The sequence below is a fragment of the Propionibacterium acidifaciens DSM 21887 genome, assembly GCF_000426605.1.
Taxonomy (GTDB): Bacteria; Actinomycetota; Actinomycetes; order Propionibacteriales; family Propionibacteriaceae; genus Propionibacterium; species Propionibacterium acidifaciens.
Genome location: NZ_AUFR01000005.1, coordinates 14,141 through 39,872, shown reverse-complemented (window position 1 = coordinate 39,872; position 25,732 = coordinate 14,141). Strand labels below are relative to the sequence as shown.

The window sequence follows — 25,732 nt, the reverse complement described above, 5'->3', positions numbered from 1 at the left end:
AGGGGAAAGAGAACCAACGTGCTGGACGTCAACACCTACGACACGCTCCAGATCGGGCTGGCCACGGCCGACCAGATCCGCGAATGGTCGCACGGCGAGGTGAAGAAGCCCGAGACGATCAACTACCGCACGCTCAAGCCCGAGCGCGACGGCCTGTTCTGCGAGAAGATCTTCGGTCCCACCCGCGACTGGGAGTGCTACTGCGGCAAGTACAAGCGCGTGCGCTTCAAGGGCATCGTCTGCGAGCGCTGCGGCGTGGAGGTGACCCGCTCCAACGTGCGCCGTGAGCGCATGGGCCACATCGAGCTGCGCGCCCCCGTCACCCACATCTGGTACTTCAAGGGCGTCCCCTCGCGGCTGGGCTATCTGCTCGACGTCGCGCCGAAGGACCTCGAGAAGGTCATCTACTTCGCCGCGTACATGGTCACGAGCGTCGACGAGGAGGCCCGCCGCCGCGACCTGCCCTCCCTGGAGGCCAAGGTCGCCGCCGAGCGCGAGCAGCTCGCCAAGCGTCGCGACGCGGACGTCGACGCGCGCATGGCCAAGCTCGAGGAGGACCTCGCGGCCCTCGAGGCCGAGGACGCCAGGGCCGACGTCCGCAAGAAGGTCAAGGACTCCGCCGAGAAGGAGCTCAAGACCATCCGTGCCCGCGCCGGCCGCGAGCTCGACCGCCTCGACGCCGTGTGGGAGCGCTTCAAGGGCCTCAAGGTCCAGGACCTCGAGGGCGACGAGGTGCTCTACCGCGAGATGAAGAACCGCTTCGGGAAGTACTTCGAGGGCTTCATGGGCGCTGAGGCCGTCAAGCGCCGCCTGGAGACCTTCGACCTGGCCGCGGAGTCCGAGAAGCTGCGCGAGATCATCCGCACCGGCAAGGGCCAGCGCAAGACCCGCGCCCTCAAGCGCCTCAAGGTGGTCAGCGCCTTCCTCGAGAACGGCAACTCCCCGATGGGCATGGTGCTCGACGCCGTCCCGGTCATCCCCCCCGACCTGCGCCCGATGGTGCAGCTCGACGGCGGGCGCTTCGCCACGAGCGACCTCAACGATCTCTACCGCCGCGTCATCAACCGCAACAACCGGTTGGGTCGGCTGCTCGACCTCGGCGCGCCCGAGATCATCGTGAACAACGAGAAGCGCATGCTCCAGGAGGCCGTCGACTCCCTGTTCGACAACGGCCGCCGCGGCCGTCCGGTCACCGGGCCCGGCAACCGCCCGCTCAAGTCGCTGTCCGACATGCTCAAGGGCAAGCAGGGCCGCTTCCGTCAGAACCTGCTCGGCAAGCGCGTCGACTACTCGGGCCGCAGCGTCATCGTCGTCGGCCCGCAGCTCAAGATGCACCAGTGCGGTTTGCCCAAGCAGATGGCCCTGGAGCTGTTCAAGCCCTTCGTCATGAAGCGCTTGGACGATCTCAACTACGCGCCCAACATCAAGAGCGCCAAGCGCATGGTCGAGCGCCAGCGCCCGCAGGTCTTCGACGTCCTCGACGAGGTCATCAAGGAGCACCCGGTGCTGCTCAACCGCGCGCCGACGCTGCACCGCCTCGGCATCCAGGCGTTCGAGCCCCAGCTGATCGAGGGCAAGGCCATCCAGCTGCACCCGCTCGTCTGCGCGGCCTTCAACGCCGACTTCGACGGCGACCAGATGGCCGTCCATCTGCCGCTGAGCGCCGAGGCGCAGGCCGAGGCCCGCATCCTCATGCTGAGCTCGAACAACATCCTCAAGCCGGCCGACGGCAAACCGATCGCCCTGCCCAGCCACGAGATGATCATCGGCATGTACTACCTGACCCAGGACCTCGACGGCCTGCCGGGCTCCGGGCGCGCCTTCAGCTCCGAGGCCGAGGCCATCATGGCCCGCGACCTGGGCCAGCTGGACCTGCGTGCCAAGTGCCGGATCAAGCTCACCGGGATCGTCCCGCCGGCGGCCCAGGCCGAGCGGATGCGCGCCGACGGCTCGATCATCCTCGACACGACCCTCGGCGCCGTGATCTTCAACCACGCGCTGCCCGACGACTACCCGTTCGTCGACTACCACGTGGGCAAGAAGCAGCTCTCGGCCCTCATCAACGACCTCGCCGTGCGCTACCCGCGCCCCGTCGTCGTCGAGACCCTCGACAACCTCAAGGACCTCGGCTTCGAGTGGGGTACCCGCTCGGGCGTCACCGTCTCGATCGGCGACGTGCAGACGCCGCCGAACAAGCCCGAGATCATGGCCACCTACGAGGCCAAGGCCGCCAAGATCGACAAGCTCTACGAGCGCGGCGCCGTGACCGAGGAGGAGCGCCGGGGTGAGCTCGTCCAGATCTGGAACGACGCGACGGCCGAGCTGACCAGCGCGATGGAGAAGAACTTCACCAAGACGAACCCGATCTACATGATGGTGAACTCGGGCGCCCGCGGCAACATGACGCAGATGCGTCAGATCGCCGCCATGCGCGGCCTCGTGGCCAACCCGAAGGGCGACATCATCGAGCGGCCCATCAAGTCGAACTTCCGCGAGGGCCTCACTGTCCTGGAGTACTTCATCTCGACGCACGGCGGCCGCAAGGGCCAGGCCGACACGGCCCTGCGCACCGCCGACTCGGGATACCTGACCCGTCGGCTCGTCGACGTCTCCCAGGACGTCGTCATCCGCGAGGAGGACTGCGGCACCGAGCGCGGCCTGACCAAGGTCATCGCGCGGACCGGGCAGGACGGCGCGCTCGTCCCCGCGCGGATGCTCGACACCTCCGTCCACGGGCGCACCGCGGCCGTCGACGTCGTGGGCGGGTCCGGCGAGGTCGTCGTCCCGGCCGGGACCCTGTTCAGGGCCGCCAACGTCGCCGCCGCGATCGCTGCCGGCGTCACCACCGTCAAGGTCCGCTCGGTCCTCACGTGCGAGGCCCACACCGGCGCCTGCGCGATGTGCTACGGCACCTCGCTGGCCACCAACCGCCTCGTCGAGGTCGGCGAGGCGGTCGGCATCCAGGCCGCCCAGTCCATCGGCGAGCCCGGCACCCAGCTGACGATGCGCACCTTCCACACCGGCGGTGTGGCGGGCGACGACATCACGCAGGGCCTGCCGCGCGTCGTCGAGCTCTTCGAGGCCCGCACCCCGAAGGGCAAGGCGCCGATCGCCGAGGCCGACGGGCGCGTGCGGATCGAGGAGACCGACCGGGGCCGCAGGCTGACGATCGTCCGTGACGACGGCGGTGCCGATGTCGAGTATCTCCTCCCGCGCCGCGCCCGGCTCGAGTTCGAGGACTCGAACCGCGTGCGCCACCAGATCGCCGACGGCGTCCACGTCAGCGTGGGGGAGCAGCTCACCGGCGGCACCATCGATCCCCAGGACGTGCTGCGCGTGCGCGGCGTCCGCCGGGTGCAGGAGCACTTGGTCGAGGAGGTCCAGAAGGTGTACGCCTCCCAGGGCTCGCCGATCCACGACAAGCACATCGAGATCGTCATCCGCCAGATGCTGCGCCGGGTGACCGTCATCGAGTCCGGCGACACCCCGATGATGCCGGGCGAGCTCGTGGACCGGCAGACCTACGAGGCGGCCAACCGCAAGGCCGTGGAGGAGGGCGGGCGCCCCGCCGAGGGCCGTCCGGTGCTCATGGGCATCACGAAGGCCTCGTTGGCGACCGACTCCTGGTTGAGCGCGGCCTCCTTCCAGGAGACCACCAAGGTGCTCACCGACGCGTCCATCCAGGGCAAGTCGGACCACCTGGTCGGCCTGAAGGAGAACGTCATCCTCGGCAAGCTCATCCCGACCGGCACCGGCCTGGAGCGCTACCGCAACATCCGGGTGGAGCCCACGGCCGAGGCGAGGGCGAACTCCTTCCAGGTGAGCTACGACCCGTTCGACTACGACTTCGGCTCCAGTTCCGGCGCCGCCGTCCCGCTCGACGACCTGGACTTCGGCGATCTGCGCTGAGGCCCCGCTCCGATTCCCGCCGAGGGCGCCCGCATGCGCGGGCGCCCTCGGCGCGTCCGGGGGCCGGGGCGGCCGGCTGCCCGCGCGGGGCGCCCTCCGACGGCCACCCCGAGCGGACGCCCCGAGCGACCGGCCCCGCCCATCGGAGGCGCCGGCCGGGCGACGGGCGGGCCGAGGCGACGCGCCGCGACCGCCCGGCGGGGCCGGCCCGTGGACTGGGACGGGCTGTCGGAATCGAATCGGCCGTGACCGTCCCGGCGGGGCCGACCGGTACCGGAGGAAAACGGAACTCCGGGTCCCGGACGGGTTCGGGAGAACCGGATGAGTTCGGGACGACCGGATGGGTTCGGGACAAGATGTCACACGGAGATGAGACCCTTCGACCCCGCTGTGACGAGCAACGACGCGATAATGCAGGGAGTGACGGGTCAATTCTCAAATGTTTAGCCTAAGCTGATCTCCCGAAGGTTCTGTCAAGAACCTGTGACCGAATCGGGTTCCTCCCGGGAATGGGGTGTTCGCCAGTGCGTTCCGCACAGTCGGCAGTGATGGCCGAACCCGTCGTCCTGCGCCGTCCGTTCGTTCTCGGCGGCGTGCTGCTGCTCCTGCTGATACTGCTGCCGGTCCACCGGCCGGCGGGAGCCGTCGCCGATCCCTCGGCCTCGGCAGGGCAGTGGGCCGCGGTGGCCCAGAAGATCAGCGACCAGCTCGACGGCGCCGGCACCGCCTTCCACGACGGCGACGCCGAGGGGGCGAGGAGCCGGGTCAAGGAGGCCCGCTACAGCACCTACGTCGGCTCGGGTTTCGAGGAGGCCCTCGGCGCCAAGTCCGGCGCCGACGTCAAGGACGCCGACATGGACTTCGCGCTGCTCGTCCAGGCGATCAAGGACAGCAACGCGGACAAGGTCGACGGCAAGATCGACGAGCTCAAGAAGCTCCTCAAGAACGCCGCCCAGACCCTCGACGGCTCCTCGCAGAACGTCGCCGACTTGGCGATCAGCCCCGGCAAGTGGGGCCAGGTCGCCACGACGATGATCGGCCTGCTCGACCAAGGCCGGGACGCCTCGGCCGGCGGCGACCCGGAGCAGGGCAAGGACCTCGTCAACCAAGCCTACTACGGCAACTACGAGACCACGGGCTTCGAGAAGGTCACGATGAGCCGGGTCTCCGGGGCCCGCGTGTCGACCATCGAGCTGCAGTTCGCCAACATCAAGAAGGACATGACCGACCGGAACAACGACTCGGCGGCCGAGCGCATCGCCGATCTGGAGGTCATGCTCATCCAGGACGCCAACACCCTCGACGACTACGACCCGAGCACCGGCACGAGCAGCGGGGGATCGGGCGGCTTCACGCTGTTCATCTCCGCCTTCCTCGTCATCCTGCGTGAGGGCCTCGAGGCCATCCTCGTCGTCGTCGCGGTCATCGCCTTCATGGTCAAGGCCGGCATGAAGCGCCAGTCCCGCGTCGTGTGGGCCGGCGTCGGGCTCGCGGTGGCGCTCTCGGTCGCCCTGGCCCTGCTGTTCCACTTCGTCACGGCCGCGGCGGGTGCCAACCAAGAGCTGCTCGAGGGCGTAACGGCCCTCTTCGCCGTCGCCATGCTCATCTGGGCGTCGAACTGGATGAGCAGCAAGGGCGGCGACAACTCCTGGCAGGGCGCCCTGGAGGGGCAGACCGCCGAGACCATCACGCGCGGCACGCTCATCTCGCTGGCCTTCATGGCCTTCCTCGCAGTGCTGCGCGAGGGCGCCGAGACGATCCTCTTCTACCAGCCCATCCTCGCAATGGCCGGCGACGAGACCCACCTCGTGTGGCTCGGCCTGGCCGTCGGCGGCGCGAGCCTGATCGTCGTCTACATCCTCATCCGCTTCTTCAGCGTGCGCATCCCCCTGCGCCCGTTCTTCCTCGTGATGTCGATCTTCCTGGCCGCCATGGCGGTCGTCTTCACCGGTTCCGGCATCAAGGAGCTCCAGGAGGCCGGGATGCTGCCCACCACCTCCATCAGCGGGCTCCCCACATTCGACCTGGTGGGCATCTACCCCAGGGTCGAGAATCTGACCGCCCAGGCCGTGGTTCTCATCATCATCGTTGCTCTCGACGTCATCGGGGTCCGGCGCGCCAGGCGTCGTCGCGCCGCATCCGAAGGCCGGAACGAGCAGGCGGCGATCGAGACAACCGAATAACCCCACCGATCCCTCAACACAGGAGACACATCATGTCCATGTCCCTCAAGAAGGCGGGGAGCCTCCTCGCCGCCTTGGCGCTGGCCGGCTTCATGACCGCCTGCTCCTCCGGCTCGAGCTCCTCCGGCTCCGGCTCGTCCGCCGACTCCAGCTCCTCGGCCTCCGCCACCGACGACAGCAGCGACGCCGGCTTCCAGGAGATGCCCATCGGCGACGAGGTCTTCTCGGGCCCGATCAAGGTCTCCGCCGTCTACTTCCAGCCCGTCCAGATGACCCCGTCCACCGGTGTCGACGCCTCCGCCGCCGCCATGCACCTCGAGGCCGATATCACGGCCGCCGAGGACAACGACCTCGGCTACGGCGCCGGCGACTTCGTGCCCGGTCTCACCGTCGAGTACTCCATCCTCGACCAGTCCGGCAAGAGCGTGCAGTCCGGCACCTTCATGACGATGAACGCCTCGGACGGCCCGCACTACGGCCTCAACCTGCCCGAGCTGGCCGCCGGCGACTACACGCTGCAGATCACCATCCACTCCCCGGAGGAGAACGGCTGGATGCTGCACACCGACGAGGAGACCGGCGTCAAGGGCCGCTTCTGGACCGAGCCGATCGTCGCGAGCTTCAGCGACTGGCACTGGGATCCCGAGACCGTCTGGTGGTGAGCCGGACCGTTCGCCGGGCGCCGGGGAACCGACGCCCGGCGAACGACTGCGCGCATCCACCCCGACCCGACCAGGAGGCAGACAGTGCTCGCTCAGCTTGTCGATTCGCTCGGCTCGCTCATCCTCGTCGCCCTGACGATCGGCGCCCTGTCCCCCGGCGTGCGCCTCGCCTCCGGTGGGGACCCGGCTCGCCCGGGCCCGCACCCGGTGGTGTGGGGCTCCCTGGCCGGTGCGGCGATCGGCCTGGCCCTCATCGTCGTCCACCAGTTCTCGATCATCCGCTTCGACCGTCAGCACCTCACCCTGACCACCCTCGAGCCCACCGTCGCGCTCTTCGTGGTCCTCCTGGCCCTCGTGTGGATCCTCGGTCGGCGGACCCTCCGGCTCCTGCGCGGGGCCAGGGGCGACTCCCTGGCCAGCGCCGGCGTCGACAACCCGATCCCGGGGCCCTGGCGCGTCGTCGTCGCTCTCGCGGGCTTCATCTGGGCCCTCGCCGTCGTCTTCCGCGCCAGCCAGAGTGTCTACCTCCAGATCTGGAGCTGGGTGCCGTCCAGTTCCACGGTCTTCTCGAGCACCACCTTCCTCAACGTCCTGGGCTTCGTCATCGGCATCGGCATCGCCGTCCTCGCCGGTGCGAGCGTCTCGATGCTGTGCACGCGCCGGCCGCTCCTCGCGCCGATCCTCCTCACGGTCTCCGGCGTCGTGCTCACCGCGAGCCATCTCTTCCTCATCGTCCGGCTGCTGTACTCGCTGCGCGTCATCCGTGTCTCCCGCCGGACCGCCGCGGGGATGTCCTGGCTCGTCAACCACGATAACCTCTTCGCCTTCGCCGCCATGGCGGTCACGGCCGTCGCAGCGGTCTTCGCGCTCATCGCCGCGCGCCGGACCAGCACCGACGCGGACGTGGCCGCCCAGCACCGCCTCCGGGCCGCCGGGGTCCGTTCGATGAGCCGCCGCTCCGTCCTCGTCCTCGCCACCCTCGCCGCGAGCGCCACGGCCATGACGGTCGGCAGGCACTACGCCACCCGTGAGGTCGAGCTGTCGGCCCCCGAGCCCTTCGACGTCGTCGGCGACAACGTCGTGGTCGGGCTCGACCGGATCAGCGACACCCACCTGCACCGCTTCGAGTACCCCACCTCGGCCGGCCCCGCGGTGCGCTTCATCGTCATCCAGAAGGCCGGGACATCCTTCGGCGTCGGCCTGGACGCCTGCGAGATCTGCGGCGCCTCCGGCTACTACGAGGAGGACGGCAAGGTCATCTGCAAGCTCTGCGGCGTCGCCATGAACATCGCCACCATCGGCTTCAAGGGCGGCTGCAATCCGATCCCGATCGACTTCACCGTCGCCAACGGCACGCTCACCGTGCCGATCTCGGTGCTGGAGGCCAACGCGAAGATCTTCGCGTGAGCCGGAACGAGGTGAATCACAGTGTTTCTCCGCATGCTGCGCAGCGCGCTGCTCGGGCAGCGCTCCAGGCGCCTCATGATCATCCTGACCGTCGCGCTCGGCGCCTCCGTCGCGACCTCGATGCTCTCGGTCATGTTCTCCGTGGGCGACAAGATCAACCAGGAGCTGAAGGCCTACGGCGCGAACATCGTCGTCCGGCCGCGCGACGCCGCCGTCGTCCAGGACGTCTACGACGTCGGGGACGCGGACGAGTCCCAGCAGTCCTATCTCGCCGAGGAGGACGTGCCGAGGATCAAGACGATCTTCTGGACCTACAACATCGTCGACTTCGCCCCGGTGCTCGACACCAGTGCCGACGTGGCCGCGGGCGGCGGCACCGCCGATGACGTGACCGTCGTCGGCACGTGGTTCACCAGGCACCTCGACCTGGCCGACGGCGAGTCGGTCGACACCGGGCTCGTGAACATGCGCGGCTGGTGGACGATCGACGGCTCCTGGCCGTCCGCCGACGATCCGTCCCAGGCGGTGGTGGGCGTCGCCTTCGCCCGGGAGCACGGGCTCAGCGCGGGCGACCCCCTCACGCTCACCCGCGGCGGCGTCACCGTGCAGTTGACGGTCTCGGGCGTCGTCACGACCGGCGAGGACGAGGACAACCAGGTCCTCACCGGCATCGCCACGACCCAGCAGCTCATCGGCCGGCCCGGCGCGGTCGGCGAGATCGAGGTCTCGGCTCTCACCACTCCGGACAACGACCTGGCGAGGAAGGCCGCGAAGAACCCGGCCAGCCTGTCGGTCGCCGAGCGCGAGACCTGGTACTGCACGGCCTACGTCTCCTCGATCGCCTACCAGATCGAGGAGGTCATCCCCGGCTCGACGGCCCGCGCGGTGCGGCAGGTCTCCGAGTCGGAGGGCACCATCCTCGAGAAGACGCAGTTGCTCATGGTGCTCGTCACGGTCCTGTCGATGGCCGGCGCCGCGCTCGCCATCGCCAACCTCGTCACCGCCGACGTCATGGAACGGGCGGGCCAGATCGGTCTCATGAAGGCGCTCGGAGCGCGCGACGCGGCGGTGGTCCGGCTCATCCTCACCGAGATCCTCATCGTCGGGCTGGTGGGCGGCCTCGTCGGCTTCGGGGCCGGCGCGGCCCTGGCCCAGCTCATCGGACACCTCGTGTTCGGCTCGTCCATCTCCATCCTGCCGTCGGTGGCGGGCATCGTCGCGGCGCTCGTCCTGCTCGTCGTGCTGGCCGGCTCGATCCCGGCGATCCGCTTCCTGCTCGCGCTGCGTCCGGCCGAAGTGCTCCACGGGAGGTGAGTCGATGAACCCCAAGCGCAGACTGTTCATCCGCATGGTGATGTCGTCGATCCTGCGGCGGCGCTCGCGCGTCATCGTCGCGATGCTGGCCGTCGCGGTGGGCGCCACCACCCTGTCGGCGCTGGCCACGATCTCGGTCGACGTGCCCCGCCAGATGGCCCGGGAGATGCGCTCGGCCGGCGCCAACATGCTCCTCACGCCGGCCGGCGGTGCGGGCAGCTTCGACCCCGCCGTCGTCGACGAGGTCGCCTCCGAGGTCCCCTCCGGCGAGCTCGTCGGGGCGGTCGGCATCGACTACGAGGCGATCCTCGTCAACGACCTGCCGTACGTCGCCGCCGGCGCCGACCTCGACGCCGTCCACGGCCTCAACCCGTACTGGTACGTCGACGGCTCATGGCCGGCCGGTTCCGGCCAGGTGCTCGTCGGCCAGGACGTCGCCGAGGCCCTCGACGCCCAGGTGGGTGACAAGGTCGCGCTGTCGATGCTGGTCGCCGGCGAGCAGAGCGCGACCCCCGGCGCGAGCGGAAGCAGCACACCGGGCTCCGGTGCGACGAACGCCGACGGTAAGGAGATCTCGAACCAGGACGTGAGCCAGGCCCAGGCGTCCACGGGGGCGCAGCTCGAGGCGACGGTCTCGGGCATCCTCGAGACCGGCGGCAACGAGGACCGCTTCGTCTACCTGGGCTCGGACGACATGTCCACGCTGACCGGCGCCGCCCCGGTCTGCACGGTCGCCGAGTTCTCGGTCACCGCGGAGGGCGGCGAGCTGCAGTCCCTGGCCGACCGGATCGGTGCGGACCACCCCCAGGTGAGCGCCGATCCCGTCGCGCGACTGGCCCAGTCCGACGAGGACGTGCTCGGCATGCTGCGCTCGCTCATGGTGATCATCTCGATCATCGTCCTCGCCCTCATCATGATCGGCGTCTCGACGACGATGATGGCCGTCGTCACGGAGCGCCGCAACGAGATCGGGCTGCGCAAGGCGCTCGGCGCCGATGACCGCTCGATCATCGGGGAGTTCCTCGGCGAGGGCGTCGTCCTCGGCCTCGTCGGCGGCGTCGTCGGGGCGGCGGCCGGCTTCGGCCTGGCCCAGGTGATCTCGTTCAACGTCTTCCACCGCACCGTCGAGGCCCACGTGCTCATCCTCATCGGCACGGTGCTGGCGTCCATCCTCGTGTCCACGCTGGCCAGCCTCATTCCGGTGCGCCGCGCCGTCGACGTCGATCCCGCCCCGGTGCTGCGCGGGGAATAGGAGAAACACATGAGTGACACCGCATCCGAGCTGCTGAGGCTCACCGACGTCTCGAAGATCTACGGCGAGTTGCACGCCCTCGACCACATCGACCTCACCGTCGACCGCGGCGATTGGGTCTCGATCGTCGGCCCGTCCGGTTCGGGCAAGACGACGATGATGAACATCATCGGCTGCATGGACCAGCCGACCGAGGGCACCGTCATGCTCGACGGTCGCGACATCTCGAAGTTCTCCGACTTCGACCTCACCCAGGTGCGCCGCGAGACGATCGGCCTCATCTTCCAACAGTTCCACCTCATCCCGCATCTGACGGCCCTCGAGAACGTCATGGTCGCCCAGTACTACCACTCGATGCCGGACGAGGCCGAGGCCATGGCCGACCTCGAGCGGGTGGGTCTGGGCGAGCGCGCCACCCACCTCCCGCGGCAGCTGTCCGGCGGCGAGCAGCAGCGCGTCTGCGTCGCCCGGGCCCTCATCAACTCGCCGAAGATCGTCCTCGCCGACGAGCCCACCGGCAACCTGGACGAGACGAATGAGCGCATCGTGCTCGACATCTTCGGCCGGTTGCACGCCGACGGGACGACGCTCATCGTCGTCACCCACGACGCCTGGGTCGCCTCGAAGGGCCAGCGGGAGGTCCGCCTCGACCACGGCCGGATCGTCGACCGGACGGTCCACGAGTACGACGGGGGAGCCGAGCCCGCCCAGCCGAACGTCACCGTGACCGACGAGCGGGGGGAGTGACCGTGGACGAGCAGCGCAGGGTCCTCGCCCGCCGTTTCGCCGCCCTCGCCGGTCTCGGCGCGGTCGGTGCGATGATGCTCACCGCCTGCTCGGGCGGTCAGAGCGACGACGAGCTCATCGACATGAGCATCCCCATGAACGACGGCACCTACACCGGCCAGTCCAATGCCGACGAGCAGGGCGCGGTGGGCACTGTCACGATCACCGTGGCGGGCGGGCGGATCACCGAGGCCTCCTACGAGACGGTCGAGTCCGACGGCACCGTCAAGGACGAGAACTACGGCAAGGACGGCTCCGGGCAGGTAGCCAACCAGGACTACTACCGGCGCGCCCAGGCCGCTGTCGCCTCGTACGAGCAGTACTCCGCCAAGCTCGTCGAGGTGCAGGACCCGACCGCCGTCGACACGGTCTCGGGCGCCACCGTGGCGCACAGCCAGTTCCTCCAGGCCTCGCTGCGCGCCGTCTATCAGGCGCAGGGCGTCGCCGACGACGGTCGCGCCGACACCGTCGCCATGCCCGGCCTCGGCTTGGAGGACGAGGATTACTGAGCGGGCGGCCCCGCGCGGCGCCGTTGCGCGCATCCGCCCCACCCCGGGGGCGCTGCGCTTCGTGCTCCCGGCGATGGCGACCGTCGTCGAGGTGACCGTGGTGATGCCGCGCCTGGGCGATCTCGTCGCCGAGACCGCCGGCCTGCTCATCCACGACGAGGCGCTGCTGTCCTGCTTCCAGCCCGATTCCGACGTGTCGGCGCTCAACCGGGCGGACGGCGCCGTCGTCGAGGTGGACGCGACGACGGCCGCGGTGCTGGACGCCGCCGGTGAGCTGGCCCCGCTGAGCGACGGGGCCTTCACCCCCTGCATCGGGGCGCTCGTCGGGCTGTGGGACGTGCGGGCCTGGTTGGCGGGCATCGCCGCCGGCCGACGGCCGGCCCCGCCGGCGCCGGAGCTCGTCGACGAGGCCCGCGCCCGGTGCGCGCCGGGGCTCCTCGAGAAGGTCGACGAGCGCGCCTACCGCCTGCACGACGGCGCGCAGCTCGATCTGGGGGCCATCGCCAAGGGCTTCGTCGCCGATGCCGTGCGGGAGCTGTGCCTCGACCGCGGGGCCGAGGCCGTCCTCGTGTCGGTGGGCTCCTCGTCGGTGGCCGCCGCCGGCGACCGGCCGCAGGGGCCCTGGCGGGTCGGGATCGAGGATCCCGGCGGCGCCGGCATCATCGGCTCGGTCGAGCTGCGCGGCACCGCCGACCTGGCGACCTCCGGCGACCACCTGCAGCGGCTCCCCGAGCTCGTCGACGGTCAGCCGGTGCATCATGTCATCGACCCGGCGACGGGCCGTCCGGCCTCCGGCGGGGTGCGTCAGGCCAGCGCGGTGTGCGCCGACGGCATGCGCGCCGAGGTGGCGGCGACCGCTCTCATGATGCGTCCCGCCGGACGGCTGGCCGGGCTGCTCGACGGCGTCGAGCAGCTGACGGTCACCGACCAGGCGGTGCGGACGAGCCCGGGACTGGCCTGGCTGCCGGTCGACGAGCAGTGAGTCGTCGTTTCGTCCCGCCCGCAGGGGAACCGCTCCGGGGTTTCCTGCCGAGGCGCCCTCGCCGGTGGCGAACGGGACGGCGGCCGGAAGCGCCGCCGCGACCCGGCGGGATGCGCCGCATGTTTTTGCCAACTGGCGCTGCGCCACGTACACTGACGACTTGGTTCGGTTTGCCCGGATGAAGCACGTGCGCTCACGGCCTGGCCCCTAGACGTTGCGAGGCGGCCCGGCGGGTGCGGGGCGCGTGCGGCAATGACCCATCGTCCTTCGAACGCGCACCGGTTGCTGGGTGCGGCGGTCCGGCCGCTGGGGGAATTGCACCATCAGGAGAATCCCCCCTCGACAACGAAAGAGATACCAGCAGGTGCCTACCATTCAGCAGCTGGTCCGCAAGGGCCGCACCGACAAGGTCAACAAGGCCAAGACGCCGGCGCTCAAGGGCTCGCCCCAGCGTCGCGGCGTGTGCACGCGCGTGTACACGACCACCCCGAAGAAGCCGAACTCGGCCCTGCGGAAGGTCGCCCGCGTCCGCCTCAGCTCCGGCATCGAGGTCACGGCCTACATCCCCGGCATCGGCCACAACCTGCAGGAGCACTCGATGGTGCTCGTGCGCGGCGGCCGCGTGAAGGACCTGCCTGGCGTCCGGTACAAGATCATCCGCGGCGCCCTCGACACCCAGGGCGTCAAGGGCCGCAAGCAGGCCCGCAGCCGCTACGGCGCGAAGAAGGAGAAGTAATGCCTCGCAAGGGACCCACGCCCAAGCGCCCCGTCATCATCGACCCCGTGTACAGCTCCCCGCTGGTCTCCCAGCTCGTGAGCAAGATCCTGCTCGACGGCAAGAAGACCACCGCCCAGCGCATCGTCTACACCGCCCTCGAGGGCGCCCGCGAGAAGACCGGCGTCGATCCGGTGCAGACCCTCAAGAAGGCTCTCGACAACGTCAGGCCCTCCGTCGAGGTCCGCTCCCGCCGGGTCGGCGGCGCCACCTACCAGGTGCCCGTCGAGGTCAAGCCCTCGCGCTCGAACACGCTGGCCATGCGCTGGCTCGTGGGTTTCGCCCGCGACCGCCGCGAGAAGACCATGGCCGAGCGCCTCATGAACGAGATCCTGGACGCCAGCAACGGTCTGGGCGCCTCCGTCAAGAAGCGCGAGGACACCCACCGCATGGCCGAGGCCAACCGGGCCTTCGCCCATTACCGCTGGTGACCGCCGCCCAGGCCCCCGTCCACCGCGGCGGGGGCGCTGCCCTGCTCTGGGCACATCCTTCACTCAAGACCAAGAAATAGAGGTTTGATCCAGTGGCCCTGGACCTGCAGACGAACCTGGCCAAGGTGCGCAACATCGGCATCATGGCCCACATTGACGCTGGCAAGACCACCACGACCGAGCGCATCCTGTACTACACCGGTGTGAACCACAAGATCGGCGAGGTGCACGATGGCGCGGCCACCATGGACTGGATGGAGCAGGAGCAGGAGCGCGGCATCACGATCACGTCGGCCGCCACGACCTGTTTCTGGAACGACTACCAGATCAACATCATCGACACCCCCGGTCACGTCGACTTCACGGTCGAGGTCGAGCGCGCCCTGCGCGTCCTCGACGGCGCCGTGGCGGTGTTCGACGGCGTCGCCGGCGTCGAACCCCAGTCGATGACCGTGTGGCGCCAGGCCAGCAAGTACAGCGTCCCGCGCATCTGCTACATCAACAAGCTCGACCGCACGGGCGCCTCCTTCGACTGGTGCATCCGGACCATCAAGGAGCGACTCAACGCCATCCCGGTCCTGCTGCAGCTGCCGATCGGCTCCGAGGCCGACTTCATCGGCGTCGTCGACCTGGTCGAGATGCACGCCAAGACCTGGCGCGGCGAGACCGAGCTCGGCGCCCACTACGAGGTCGAGGAGATCCCGGCCGAGATGGTCGAGCCCGCCCGCGCCGCCCGCGCCGAGATGGTCGAGACCGTCGCCGAGAACGACGAGCAGTTCATGGAGATGTACCTCGGCGGCGAGGACTGGACCAAGGACGACCTCAAGGCGGCCATCCGCCGCGGCGTCCTGGCCAACGCCTTCACCGCCGTCACCTGCGGCACCTCGTTCAAGAACAAGGGCGTCCAGCCCCTGCTCGACGCGATCATCGACTACCTGCCGAGCCCGCTCGACGTGCCCGCCATCCGGGGCTTCAAGCCCGGCGACGAGTCCGTCGAGATCGACCGCCATCCCGGCAAGGACGAGCCGCTGAGCGCCCTGGCGTTCAAGATCGCCGCCGATCCGCACCTGGGCAAGCTGACCTTCGTCCGCGTGTACTCCGGCGTTCTCACGACCGGCTCGCAGGTGCTCAACTCGACCAAGGGCAAGAAGGAGCGCATCGGCAAGATCTACCAGATGCACGCCAACAAGCGCCAAGAGGTCGAGGAGATGCCGGCGGGCATGATCTGCGCCGTCATGGGCCTCAAGGACACCGGCACCGGTGACACCCTGTGCGACGGCGCCGCCCCGGTCGTGCTCGAGTCCATGACCTTCCCGGCCCCGGTCATCGAGCAGGCCATCGAGCCGAAGTCGAAGGCCGACCAGGAGAAGCTGTCGATCGCCATCCAGCGGCTCGCCGAGGAGGACCCGACCTTCCAGGTGCACACCGACGAGGACACCGGCCAGACGATCATCGCCGGCATGGGCGAGCTGCACCTCGACATCCTCATCGACCGCATGAAGCGCGAGTTCCACGTCGAGGCCAACATCGGCCGGCCGCAGGTCGCCTACCGCGAGACCCTGCGCCGCCCGGTCAGGAACGTCGACTACACCCACAAGAAGCAGTCGGGCGGCTCGGGCCAGTACGGCAAGGTCATCATCGACCTGGAGCCGACCGAGCCCGGCAGCGGCTACGAGTTCGTCAACGCCGTCACCGGCGGGCGCATCCCCAAGGAGTACATCCCCGCCGTCGACGCCGGCATCCAGGAGGCCATGCAGTTCGGCGTCCTGGCCGGCTACCCGGTCGAGGACATCAAGGTCACCCTGACCGACGGCGCCTACCACGACGTCGACTCCTCGGAGCTGGCCTTCAAGATCGCCGGCTCGATGGTCTTCAAGGAGGCCGCGCGCCGCGCCGACCCGGCCCTCCTCGAGCCGATGATGGCCGTCGAGGTCACCACGCCCGAGGACTTCCTGGGCACCGTGATCGGCGACATCAACGGCCGTCGCGGTCACATCCGCGAGATGATCGAGGAGCACGGCAACAAGGTCGTCCGGGCGCTCGTCCCCCTGTCGGAGATGTTCGGCTACGTGGGCGACCTGCGGTCCAAGACCTCCGGTCAGGCCTCCTACACCATGGAGTTCGACTCCTACGGCGAGGTGCCGAAGTCGATCGCCGACGAGATCGTCGCGAAGGCCCGCGGCACCGGGTGAGCCGCCCGCCCGGGCGCCGCGCCGCGGCGGACGGGCCCGGTCCCGCCCGGGCGTTTGACTATGCCGCGGCGAGGGACCAAAATTGCAAAAGTTCATGGGTGCGAGCCCATGCGTTGTCGTGCCCGGTGTTCGCCGGTCGGTACCGGGAACTGACACAATCAGGACTGCGGGGAGCACCCGTAGCAAGTCAACACACGGGCGTCCCGCAAGCCAGCGTGACGCGACATCACAAAGGAGCCCCAGTGGCAAAGGCCCATTTCGAGCGTACGAAGCCGCACTGCAACATCGGCACGATCGGTCACATCGACCACGGCAAGACCACCCTGACTGCGGCGATCACCAAGGTCCTCTCGAAGAAGTACCCCGAATGGAACTCGTTCGAGGCCTTCGACCAGATCGACAAGGCCCCTGAGGAGCGTCAGCGCGGCATCACGATCTCGATCGCCCACGTCGAGTACCAGACCGAGAAGCGCCACTACGCGCACGTCGACTGCCCCGGTCACGCCGACTACGTCAAGAACATGATCACCGGTGCCGCCCAGATGGACGGCGCCATCCTCGTCGTGGCCGCCACCGACGGCCCGATGCCGCAGACCCACGAGCACGTCCTGCTCGCCCGCCAGGTCGGCGTGCCGGCGATCGTCGTCGCGCTGAACAAGTGCGACATGGTCGACGACGACGAGCTCATCGAGCTCGTCGAGATGGAGACCCGCGAGCTGCTCACCAGCCAGGAGTTCGACGGCGACGGCTGCCCGGTCGTGCGCGTCTCCGCCTACCAGGCGCTCCAGGGCGACGAGAAGTGGGAAGAGGCGATCATGGAGCTCATGAACGCCGTCGACGAGTACATCCCGCAGCCCCAGCGCGACACCGACAAGCCGTTCCTCATGCCCGTCGAGGACGTCTTCACCATCACCGGCCGCGGCACCGTCGTCACCGGTCGTGTCGAGTCCGGCGTCATCAAGACCGGTGAGACCGTCGAGCTCGTCGGCCTCGCCCCGACCCAGACCACCACGGTCACGGGCGTCGAGATGTTCCGCAAGATCCTCGACGAGGGCCAGGCCGGCGACAACGTCGGTCTGCTCCTGCGCGGCACCAAGAAGGAGGACGTGGAGCGCGGCATGGTCGTCACCAAGCCCGGCAGCACCACCCCGCACACCGACTTCGAGGGCAGCGTCTACGTCCTGACGAAGGAGGAGGGCGGCCGTCACAAGCCGTTCTTCACCAACTACAGCCCCCAGTTCTACTTCCGCACCACGGACGTGACCGGTACGGTGACCCTGCCCGAGGGCGTCGAGATGTGCATGCCCGGTGACAACACCGACATGATCGTCCACCTGCAGAAGCCGATCGCCATGGAGGTCGGTCTGAAGTTCGCCATTCGCGAGGGCGGCCACACCGTCGGCGCCGGTCGCGTGACGAAGATCGACAAGTGAGTCCGATCCGCTGATCGAGACGGAGGGCCCGTCCCCCGAGGGGGACGGGCCCTCCGCCGTCCCCGGGCCGGTGAGGAGGGCACAGGCTCCGGCGCCCGCCCTCCGGCACCGGCACGGGTATGCTCGACGGGGCGCCCGGCGGGCGTCCCACCCCCTGAAGCCGAGAAGATGCACGAGGAGTCGTCGTGGCAGCAGACCTCGAGTCCGGAACGGTCGAGGACGCAGAACTCGAGACGTCCGGGGCCGCGGACCCCGACCCGGAGCTGACCGGCCCCGCCCCGCAGCGCTGGCGCGCCCGCACCGCCACCGAGATGATCGTCTCCGGCCTGGTGGGCCTGTTCGTCTCGTTCAAGCTGTCGATCGAGGCCTGGGAGCTGGCCGGCGACCCCGGGCTCGACCTGGCCTGCGACATCACCTCGCACATCAGCTGCACCACCGTCGCCAAGACCTGGCAGGCCACCCTGCTCGGCTTCCCCAACGCCTTCCTCGGCATCCTCTTCGAGGGCATCGTGCTCACCATCTCGGTGGCCGTCGTCGCCGGGATCCGGTTCCCCCGCTGGTACATGCGCTGCGTCGAGACGCTCTACACGGTGGCGCTGCTGTTCGCCCTGTGGCTGTTCACGCAGTCCTACTTCGTCATCCACGCGCTGTGCCCGTGGTGCCTGCTCATCACGCTCACCACGACACTGGTCTGGGCGGGGCTGACGCGCATGAACGTGCGCGACCACGTCCTGCCGGGTACCGTGCGCCTGCGCTGGTTCGTCGCCAGCGGCAACGACTGGATCATCACGATCGCCTTCCTTGTCGTGCTGGCGGCGATGGTCCTCGTCCGCTACATCGTCTGAGCATCGTCCGGGCCGGCCCCGCTCAGCCCTCGCGCTCCAGGACGACGATCGCCTCGCCCGACCAGCGGACGCGGTAGTGCGCCCCGCGCACGACCGGGTCGTCCAGGAAGGCCTGGACCCAGCCGGTGGACTCGTTCTCGTAGCTGGTCGTCTCGCGGTTCAGCACGAGCCACGCGGCGTCGACCGGTTCGCCCAGGTCGTCCAGGTAACCGTCGGCGGGCCGCCACTGGCTCACCTCGAAGCGCCTGCTCAGGTGATTCGTCAGGTAGACGTCGGCGCCGACCCACGAGCCGTCGGGGATCATCGCGGTCGCCTCGTCGAGCTCGGCGCAGGCGGCCCCGCAGGGCCTGCCGGCCAGATCGTGGAGCACGGAGCCGGTCGGGACCGACACGAGCGCGACGGCGACCACGACGGGCAGGGCCAGCGCCCGCCAGACCCGCACGGCCCGGGCCCGGGCCCCGACCGCGCCCCGGGCGCGCAGCGCGACGGCCCGCTCCACGAGGGCGGGCCAGGCGTCGACGAAGGCGAAGCAGAGGACGAGCATGGGCAGCAGGTTGTAGTGGAAGCCGGCCGTCCAGTGCTGCGGGTTCTTCGAGGCGGCGCGCACCGCGAGGGGCCCGATGAAGCCCCAGACGAGCGCCGAGCGGGCGGCGACGAAGCCGGTCGCGGCGAGCAGGACGGCGGCGGTGCCGAGGGTGGCCAGCGGGCCGTACCAGGCCGGGTGGGCGGCCGGCTGGACGCCCTGGACCGTGACGGTGCCCAGTGAGCCGAGGTAGGCGTAGACGTGGTGCGGGTTGAAGCGGGGGACGACCACGAGGACGGCGACGGCCGTCCACGTCACGGCGAGGACCCCCAGGGCCAGGCCGGCCCTGACCCGTCGGCGTACGAGCAGCGCGATCGCCAGGCCCCCCACGAGGAAGCACATGTCCTCCTTGACGAGCAGGAGCGAGGCGGCCAGGGCCCAGAAGCGCCCCCAGCGCCCCCGGCAGAAGGCGCCCAGCGCGTGGGCCAGCAGCGGCGCCCCGAGGGCGACCTCGTGGAAGTCGAAGGTGACCGCCGACTGCACCCCGATCCCGCACAGCCAGGCGGCCGTGACGGCCAGTGCCGGCCCCGCGCCGACCCGCCGCCGGGCGAGGCGCCCCAGCACCCAGCCGGCCCACACGACGCAGAGCGCCTGCACGACGAGCAGCACGCGCGGGTCGTCCCACACCCAGTAGAACGGCACCAGAGCCGCGATGATCGGGTGCCAGTGGTCTCCGAAGACCGACATGCCCGGCGACTTCATCGTCGTGCTCCCGGGCCCGCCGTGCGCCAGGGACCGGATGGCCTGGTCGAAGATCGTCAGGTCCATCCCGTCGCCCAGCCGGGCGTACTTCAGCAGGCTGACGGTCACATAGGCGGCCAGCGCGGCGGCGCACAGGAGCGCCAGCAGCGCGGTGCAGTGCTCGTCCGGCCAGGTGCGCGCCCGCCCGGCTCGGGCGCTGCGCTCGGGATCCGCTGGCATGCTCACCGGCCCAGTCTAGGGGTCGGACGCCCCGGCCGCCGTCCCGTCACCGCTGCTGGTCCCCTCATGGCCGCCGTCCCGGCCCGGGGCCCGCTCGGGAGGCCCGGTGCGTCAGGATGGGGGCATGAGCGCCCAGCCCTGGCAACCGATCTCGCTGCGCACCCGGCGGCTGGACCTGGTCGGCGTCGACCCGGCCCGGGCCCAGGAGCTCGCCGCGGGGGTGTGCCCGCTGCCGTGCGCGCCCGGCTACCCGCACGCAGACACGAGCAGCGCCGCCCGCCTGGCCCGGGCCGCCGTCGAGCTCGACAACTGGGTGCCCGGCTACGGGATGTACATGATCGTGCGGCGCCGCGACGGCCTGGTCGTCGGCGACATCGGCTTCCACGCCCCGCCGGACCTGCGCGGGGCCGCCGAGATCGGCTACGGCCTCGCGGAGAGCGCCCGGGGCAGGGGCTACCTGACCGAGGCGCTGGCGGCCGTCCTCGAGTGGGCGCACGCCCACGGCTGCGCGACCGTGCTCGCCGACGTGGACCCCGGCAACCGCCCCTCGCTCGCGGTCCTGGAGCGCTGCGGCTTCGAGCCGGTGCGCTCCCCGGGCCCCCAGCTGCGCCTGCGCCACGCCGGGTGAGAGGCCGCCGCGCCCCTCAGGCGCGGACCCGCGTCGGCTCGTCCCAGCGGATGGTGGCCCGGTTGGAGGGCATCCCGCGACGCATCCGCCGGTCCGGCGGGGCGGCCATGCCGGCCAGGCCGAGCCCGAGCGCGCCGCGGCCGAGCTGTCCGTTGACCTCGTCGAGCAGCGCCCCGATGCGCCGCCCGCGCGGATCCGCCGGCCCGCCCCGGCCAGGGCGTCCGGGCTGGCCTCCCGCACCCGGACGAAGGCCTCGTCGATCGAGTGGGCCTCCACTACGGGGGACAGGGTGCGCAGGAGCTCCATGAGCCGGTGGAACAGGGACCCGTGGAGCTCGTAGTTGGGCGAGCGGGCGACGACGCCCACGCGCGGCGGCGTCCCTGACCCGGAACCACGGCGCGCCCCGCGCGATCCCGAGCCCGGCCGCCTCCCGGCTGCGGGCGATGACGCAGCCGTCGTTGTCGGACAGCACCACCAGCGGGGCGCCCTCCAGCTCGGGGTGGGAAACCCGCTCGCACGAGTAGTACGCGTCGACGTCCACGAGCGCGTAGCGCCTCAGCGGTGCAGGTGGTGCGGGCACGTCGTCACCACTCCCCAGACGGTCAGCTCGCGGGGGCGCAGCACCGGATAGGCGTCATTGGCCGGGTGCAGCCGGGGGCCGTCCGGGCCCAGACGGAGGCGCTCGACGGTCAGCTCGCCCTCGACGACCGCGATGACCACGTCGCCCTCGCCGGGCTCCAGGGAGCGGTCCACGATGAGCTCGCCGCCGTCGAAGATGCCCGCCCCCTCCATCGAGCCCCCGGCGACCCGCACGACGAACGTGGCGGGCCGGTTGCGGATCAGGTGCTCGGTGAGGTCGACGTCGCCGTCCCAAGTAGTCCTGCGCGGGCGAGGGGAAGCCCGCCGCGACGGCCTCGACGGCCAGCGGGCACCGGCGCCGCCTCCGCCTGCTGCGCGACCCGCAGCAGGGATCTCACGTCGTACGTGCGTTCGATGATAGGCCCTGGTGCGGCGACCACTAGACTTGGCGCCACTATGACGACTCCCGCCCGCACCCGCGTTGCCCCGTCCCCCACCGGCGATCCGCACGTCGGCACCGCCTACATGGCCCTCTTCGACAAGGCCTGGGCGGTGCGGACCGGGGGCCGGTTCATCCTGCGCATCGAGGACACCGACCGCAACCGGCTGGTCCCGGGCTCCGAGCAGCAGATCGTCGAGACCCTCGACTGGCTGGGCCTGCACCCCGACGAGTCGCCGGTCGTCGGCGGGCCCTGCGCCCCCTACCGGCAGTCCGAGCGGCTGGACCACTACCGGCCGGTCGTCGACCGGCTCATCGCCGACGGGCACGCCTACCACTGCTGGTGCTCCCCCGAGCGGCTGGCCGCGATGCGCGAGGAGAAGGCGGCCCGGAAGGAGGACACCCGCTACGACCGGCTGTGCCACGGCATGACGAGGGACGAGCGCGCCGAGCTGCCCGGCTTCACCGAGAACCCCACCGTGCGCATGCTCGTCCCCGACGACGCGCCCACCACCTTCCACGACCTCATCCGCGGCGAGGTGCGGGCGCCGTTCCCGGACGACCAGGTCATCATGAAGGCCGACGGCTTCCCCACCTACCACCTGGCCGTCGTCGTCGACGACCACGGGATGGGCATCACGACGGTCGTCCGGGGCGAGGAGTGGATCAGCTCCACGCCCAAGCACGTCCTGCTCCACCAGTGGCTCGGCTGGCGGCTGCCGGAGTTCGCGCACATGCCGCTGCTGCGCAACCCCGACCACTCCAAGATCTCCAAGCGCAAGAACCCGGCGGCGCGCCTCATGTGGTTCAAGGAGCAGGGCTACCTGCCGGAGGCCCTGCGCAACTTCCTCCAGCTGCTGGCCTACCCGCCGGCGCCCGGGGACGAGGAGATCAGCACCTTCGAGCAGTTCGTCGCCGGTTTCGACTGGGGCAAGGTCAACACGGTCGGCCCGGTCTTCGACACGAAGAAGCTCGACTGGCTCAACGGCCACTACATCCGCGAGCTGGACGACGCCGAGCTGGGGGAGCGCCTCGTCGAGTTCATCGGCGAGAACCGGCAGTGGGGCGAGCACCCCGACCCCGCGTGGGAGGGCGTCGTGCGGGCGGCCGCCGGCATGATCAAGCCGCGCCTGGTCAAGCTGTCGGACGCCTGGGACCAGATCGCCTTCCTCACGGTCCCCGACGACGCGGTCGTCGTCGAGGACGCGGCGCTCGATCGACTCAAGGGCGACGTCGCCGGGATCCTCGACGCCACCACCGAGGCCCTCGGTCCGCTCGAGCCCTTCGAGGCGGACTCGATCGAGGCGGCCCTGCGCTCCCGGCTCGTCGACGGGCTGGGCGTCAAGCCCCGCGTCGCCTTCGCGCCGCTCCGCACGGCCATCAGCGGCCGCAGGGTCAGCCCGCCGCTGTTCGAGAGCTGCCAGATCCTCGGGCGCGCCGCCACGCTGGCCCGCATCGAGGGGCTGCGCGGACGGCTGTGACCGCGGGCCCGTGCCGATCCGCGGACGTCAGCGGCCGCCGGGCCGCCCCGGCGGACGGTCCGCGGCGCCGGCGACTTGCCTGAGCGGGCGATCCATGGAACGATGGACAAGTTGCTCCCCGCAGTACGGGCGCGTCCGGGCCCTCGGCCCGCGGCCTCCCGCGGCGGGGGAGCCCGGACGAGCGGCGGGTCCGCGGGCCCCTGTCCGGCCGCAGAGGGCGCACGCGCGGCGTGCGCTCAAAAAATGCCGGCCGACACGCCCGACCCCGGGTGCCAGGCGACACGACATTGACAAGGGTGGACAGTGGCGAGAGCGGCGAGTTCTCGAGGCATCTCCGCCCCGGTCACAACCAGGCCAGGCCGGTCGCACCGGCCCAGCAGGGACGAGAAGAGGAACAACCGTGGCGGGACAGAAGATCCGCATCAGGCTCCGTGCCTATGACCACGAGGTCATCGACTCGTCGGCGCGCAAGATCGTCGACACCGTCACCCGTACGGGTGCCAAGGTCGCCGGCCCAGTGCCGTTGCCGACCGAGAAGAACGTGTGGTGCGTCATTCGTTCGCCCCACAAGTACAAGGACAGCCGCGAGCATTTCGAGATGCGCACCCACAAGCGGCTCATCGACATCCTCGACCCGACTCCGAAGACCGTCGACTCGCTCATGCGCCTCGATCTTCCCGCCGGCGTTGACATTGAAATCAAGCTTCCGTGAGGCCGCAGAACATGACTACCGATCGCAAAGTCAGGGGCGTGCTGGGCACCAAGCTCGGCATGACCCAGTTGTGGGACGAGAACAACCGGCTCGTGCCGGTCACCGTCATCCAGGCCGGCCCCTGCGTCGTCACGCGGGTCCGCACGCCTGACAAGGACGGCTACTCCGCCGTCCAGCTCGGCTACGGCACCATCAGGGCCGCGTCGGTCAACAGGCCGGACGCCGGCCAGTTCGCCGCCGCCGGCGCGACCCCGCGCCGCTACCTCGCGGAGATCCGGACCGGCGACGCCACCGAGTACACGCCGGGCCAGGAGCTCGGCGCCGACACCTTCGCCGCCGACGACGTCGTCGACGTCACCGGCGTGACCAAGGGCAAGGGCACCGCCGGCGTCGTCAAGCGGCACGGCTTCCGCGGCCTGCGCGCCAGCCACGGCGTCCACCGCAAGCACCGCTCGCCCGGCGGCATCGGCGCCTGCTCGACCCCGGGTCACGTCTTCAAGGGCCTGCGCATGGCCGGTCGCATGGGCAACGAGCGCAAGACCGTCCAGAACCTCTCGGTCGTCTCCGTCGACGCCGACAAGGGCCTGATCCTCGTGCGCGGCGCCGTCCCCGGCAACAGGGGCGGTCTCGTCGTCGTGCGCAGCGCCGCCAAGAAGGGTGATGCCAAGTGAACGAGAACAGCACCGTCGACGTCGTCGACGTCAAGGGCGAGCGGTCCGGCTCCGTCGAGCTGCCCGGCGAGCTCTTCGACGTCCAGGCCAACATCGCGCTGATGCACCAGGTCGTCACCGCCCAGCTCGCGGCGGCCCGCCAGGGCACCCACGCCACGAGGACCCGTTCGCGGGTCTCCGGCGGCGGCCGGAAGCCGTGGCGCCAGAAGGGCACCGGCCGTGCCCGCCAGGGCTCAACCCGCGCCCCCCAGTGGACCGGCGGCGGCATCGCCCACGGCCCGGTGCCGCGCAGCTACGCGCAGCGCACGCCCAAGAAGATGATCGCCGCCGCCCTGCGCGGGGCCCTCTCCGACCGGGCCCGCGAGGGCCGGCTCCACGTGGTGGACTCCTTCGCCTCCGGCGAGCGGCCCAGCACGAGGACCGCCGCCGCCCTGCTCGCCACCCTCGGCGACCACGACCGTGTCCTCGCCGTGCTCGAGCGCTCCGAGGAGACCAGCCGGCTCTCGCTGCGCAACCTCGTCGGCGTCCACGTCCTGTCCTGGGACCAGCTGAACGCCTACGACGTGCTCGTCGCCGATGCCGTGGTGTTCAGCAGGTCGGCCCTCGAGGCCTTCATCGCCGGCCCCGCCAAGGGCAAGTCCGTCAAGGCCGTCTCCGCCAGCGGTGAGGCCGAGCTCGAGGAGGACGCCAAGTGAGCGACTTCAAGATCCACGATCCGCACGACGTCATCCTCGCCCCCGTGGTGAGCGAGAAGACCTACGGTCTGATCGACCAGAACACCTACACCTTCGAGGTCAGCCCCAAGGCCAACAAGATCGAGATCCGTCAGGCCGTCGAGGCCATCTTCGGGGTCCGGGTCCTGTCGGTCAACACCCTGAACAGGGCCGGCAAGAGGCGTCGCACGCGTCACGGCATCGGCCGCACCGCCGACACCAAGCGCGCCCTCGTGACCCTGGCGGCCGACGACCACATCGACATTTTCGGGAACGCTCCGGCCGAGTGACCGGGAGCCGACGCGCAGACAAGGAACGAAGAACC

At 70.3% G+C, this 25,732-nt stretch carries 23 protein-coding genes; 20 read left to right on the top strand and 3 right to left on the bottom strand.

The window, feature by feature from the left end:
* The first annotated feature begins 18 nt into the window (after window positions 1-18).
* The 14 genes from K336_RS0102395 (at window position 19) to K336_RS0102330 (ending at window position 18,680) form a co-directional block, all read left to right on the top strand.
* On the top strand, window positions 19-3,909 hold the full coding sequence (locus tag K336_RS0102395; protein WP_021798855.1) for a DNA-directed RNA polymerase subunit beta': 3,891 nt from the start codon (window positions 19-21) through the stop codon (window positions 3,907-3,909).
* Window positions 3,910-4,457: 548 nt separating this feature from the next.
* Window positions 4,458-6,092 carry an FTR1 family iron permease gene (locus K336_RS13810; RefSeq protein WP_021797166.1) on the top strand — a complete coding sequence of 545 codons (1,635 nt, stop codon included), beginning with the start codon at window positions 4,458-4,460 and terminating at the stop codon, window positions 6,090-6,092.
* 32 nt (window positions 6,093-6,124) lie between these two features.
* On the top strand, window positions 6,125-6,754 hold the full coding sequence (locus K336_RS0102385) for an iron transporter (protein WP_021797165.1): 630 nt from the start codon (window positions 6,125-6,127) through the stop codon (window positions 6,752-6,754).
* Between the two features lie 84 nt (window positions 6,755-6,838).
* Window positions 6,839-8,161 (top strand): Fe-S-containing protein, encoded by a 1,323-nt coding sequence (locus tag K336_RS19890; protein WP_028706186.1) that lies wholly within the window; start codon window positions 6,839-6,841, stop codon window positions 8,159-8,161.
* Between the two features lie 21 nt (window positions 8,162-8,182).
* Window positions 8,183-9,475: an ABC transporter permease gene (locus K336_RS0102375; protein ID WP_021797172.1), complete on the top strand. Its 1,293-nt coding sequence runs from the start codon at window positions 8,183-8,185 to the stop codon at window positions 9,473-9,475.
* 4 nt (window positions 9,476-9,479) lie between these two features.
* The gene (locus K336_RS0102370; RefSeq protein WP_021797175.1) at window positions 9,480-10,727 is read left to right on the top strand and encodes an ABC transporter permease; all 1,248 of its coding nucleotides are present in this window, start codon (window positions 9,480-9,482) and stop codon (window positions 10,725-10,727) included.
* 9 nt (window positions 10,728-10,736) lie between these two features.
* Window positions 10,737-11,474, top strand: a complete 738-nt coding sequence (locus tag K336_RS0102365) for an ABC transporter ATP-binding protein (protein ID WP_021797174.1) — start codon at window positions 10,737-10,739, stop codon at window positions 11,472-11,474.
* A gap of 2 nt (window positions 11,475-11,476) precedes the next feature.
* On the top strand, window positions 11,477-12,022 hold the full coding sequence (locus tag K336_RS0102360) for an FMN-binding protein (RefSeq protein ID WP_043150104.1): 546 nt from the start codon (window positions 11,477-11,479) through the stop codon (window positions 12,020-12,022).
* Between the two features lie 73 nt (window positions 12,023-12,095).
* Window positions 12,096-13,004, top strand: coding sequence for an FAD:protein FMN transferase (locus K336_RS13805; protein WP_051383766.1), 909 nt, complete (start codon window positions 12,096-12,098; stop codon window positions 13,002-13,004).
* A 364-nt stretch (window positions 13,005-13,368) separates the two neighbouring features.
* Window positions 13,369-13,740: a 30S ribosomal protein S12 gene (rpsL, locus tag K336_RS0102350; RefSeq protein ID WP_021797164.1), complete on the top strand. Its 372-nt coding sequence runs from the start codon at window positions 13,369-13,371 to the stop codon at window positions 13,738-13,740.
* Window positions 13,740-14,210, top strand: a complete 471-nt coding sequence (gene rpsG / locus K336_RS0102345; RefSeq protein ID WP_028706183.1) for a 30S ribosomal protein S7 — start codon at window positions 13,740-13,742, stop codon at window positions 14,208-14,210. Before rpsL ends, rpsG begins: the two co-directional genes overlap by 1 nt.
* Before the next feature lie 92 nt (window positions 14,211-14,302).
* The gene (gene fusA / locus K336_RS0102340) at window positions 14,303-16,402 is read left to right on the top strand and encodes an elongation factor G (protein WP_028706182.1); all 2,100 of its coding nucleotides are present in this window, start codon (window positions 14,303-14,305) and stop codon (window positions 16,400-16,402) included.
* A 242-nt stretch (window positions 16,403-16,644) separates the two neighbouring features.
* Window positions 16,645-17,835 (top strand): elongation factor Tu, encoded by a 1,191-nt coding sequence (tuf, locus tag K336_RS0102335; protein WP_021797163.1) that lies wholly within the window; start codon window positions 16,645-16,647, stop codon window positions 17,833-17,835.
* Between the two features lie 185 nt (window positions 17,836-18,020).
* Window positions 18,021-18,680, top strand: coding sequence for a vitamin K epoxide reductase family protein (locus tag K336_RS0102330; RefSeq protein ID WP_021797173.1), 660 nt, complete (start codon window positions 18,021-18,023; stop codon window positions 18,678-18,680).
* A 22-nt stretch (window positions 18,681-18,702) separates the two neighbouring features.
* On the opposite strand, the gene K336_RS16735 is transcribed toward K336_RS0102330, so the two are convergent.
* Window positions 18,703-20,184: a DUF2079 domain-containing protein gene (locus K336_RS16735; RefSeq protein ID WP_233418702.1), complete on the bottom strand. Its 1,482-nt coding sequence runs from the start codon at window positions 20,182-20,184 to the stop codon at window positions 18,703-18,705.
* 124 nt (window positions 20,185-20,308) lie between these two features.
* Here K336_RS16735 and K336_RS13795 point away from each other — a divergent pair, with 124 nt between their 5' ends.
* Window positions 20,309-20,812: a GNAT family N-acetyltransferase gene (locus K336_RS13795; RefSeq protein WP_051245327.1), complete on the top strand. Its 504-nt coding sequence runs from the start codon at window positions 20,309-20,311 to the stop codon at window positions 20,810-20,812.
* 16 nt (window positions 20,813-20,828) lie between these two features.
* Here the strand turns inward: K336_RS13795 and K336_RS19220 are convergent, their stop codons facing one another.
* Both K336_RS19220 and K336_RS13790 read right to left on the bottom strand, forming a co-directional pair.
* Window positions 20,829-21,392, bottom strand: a complete 564-nt coding sequence (locus K336_RS19220; protein WP_081660514.1) for a Y-family DNA polymerase — start codon at window positions 21,390-21,392, stop codon at window positions 20,829-20,831.
* Window positions 21,368-21,625, bottom strand: coding sequence for a LexA family protein (locus tag K336_RS13790; protein ID WP_211223415.1), 258 nt, complete (start codon window positions 21,623-21,625; stop codon window positions 21,368-21,370). The genes K336_RS19220 and K336_RS13790 overlap by 25 nt, the downstream gene beginning before the upstream one ends.
* Window positions 21,626-21,847: 222 nt before the next feature.
* Between K336_RS13790 and gltX the strand changes: the two genes are divergently transcribed.
* From gltX to rplW, 5 genes are all read left to right on the top strand, one after another.
* Window positions 21,848-23,311, top strand: coding sequence for a glutamate--tRNA ligase (gene gltX / locus K336_RS0102310; RefSeq protein WP_028706180.1), 1,464 nt, complete (start codon window positions 21,848-21,850; stop codon window positions 23,309-23,311).
* A 400-nt stretch (window positions 23,312-23,711) separates the two neighbouring features.
* Window positions 23,712-24,023: a 30S ribosomal protein S10 gene (rpsJ, locus tag K336_RS0102305; RefSeq protein WP_016668002.1), complete on the top strand. Its 312-nt coding sequence runs from the start codon at window positions 23,712-23,714 to the stop codon at window positions 24,021-24,023.
* Between the two features lie 11 nt (window positions 24,024-24,034).
* Window positions 24,035-24,694, top strand: coding sequence for a 50S ribosomal protein L3 (rplC, locus tag K336_RS0102300; RefSeq protein ID WP_028706179.1), 660 nt, complete (start codon window positions 24,035-24,037; stop codon window positions 24,692-24,694).
* Window positions 24,691-25,389, top strand: coding sequence for a 50S ribosomal protein L4 (rplD, locus tag K336_RS0102295; RefSeq protein ID WP_028706178.1), 699 nt, complete (start codon window positions 24,691-24,693; stop codon window positions 25,387-25,389). Before rplC ends, rplD begins: the two co-directional genes overlap by 4 nt.
* The gene (rplW, locus tag K336_RS0102290) at window positions 25,386-25,697 is read left to right on the top strand and encodes a 50S ribosomal protein L23 (protein ID WP_021798527.1); all 312 of its coding nucleotides are present in this window, start codon (window positions 25,386-25,388) and stop codon (window positions 25,695-25,697) included. Before rplD ends, rplW begins: the two co-directional genes overlap by 4 nt.
* Window positions 25,698-25,732 lie beyond the last annotated feature (35 nt).

Coding starts and splice junctions, on each gene's coding strand:
- K336_RS0102385 (WP_021797165.1), top strand. CDS start 6,125: ATGTCCATGTCCCTCAAGAAGGCGGGGAGCCTCCTCGCCGCCTTGGCG.
- K336_RS13810 (WP_021797166.1), top strand. CDS start 4,458: ATGGCCGAACCCGTCGTCCTGCGCCGTCCGTTCGTTCTCGGCGGCGTG.
- rplC (WP_028706179.1), top strand. CDS start 24,035: ATGACTACCGATCGCAAAGTCAGGGGCGTGCTGGGCACCAAGCTCGGC.
- K336_RS16735 (WP_233418702.1), bottom strand. CDS start 20,184: ATGCCAGCGGATCCCGAGCGCAGCGCCCGAGCCGGGCGGGCGCGCACC.
- rpsG (WP_028706183.1), top strand. CDS start 13,740: ATGCCTCGCAAGGGACCCACGCCCAAGCGCCCCGTCATCATCGACCCC.
- K336_RS13805 (WP_051383766.1), top strand. CDS start 12,096: ATGGCGACCGTCGTCGAGGTGACCGTGGTGATGCCGCGCCTGGGCGAT.
- K336_RS13795 (WP_051245327.1), top strand. CDS start 20,309: ATGAGCGCCCAGCCCTGGCAACCGATCTCGCTGCGCACCCGGCGGCTG.
- K336_RS0102365 (WP_021797174.1), top strand. CDS start 10,737: ATGAGTGACACCGCATCCGAGCTGCTGAGGCTCACCGACGTCTCGAAG.
- K336_RS0102370 (WP_021797175.1), top strand. CDS start 9,480: ATGAACCCCAAGCGCAGACTGTTCATCCGCATGGTGATGTCGTCGATC.
- gltX (WP_028706180.1), top strand. CDS start 21,848: ATGACGACTCCCGCCCGCACCCGCGTTGCCCCGTCCCCCACCGGCGAT.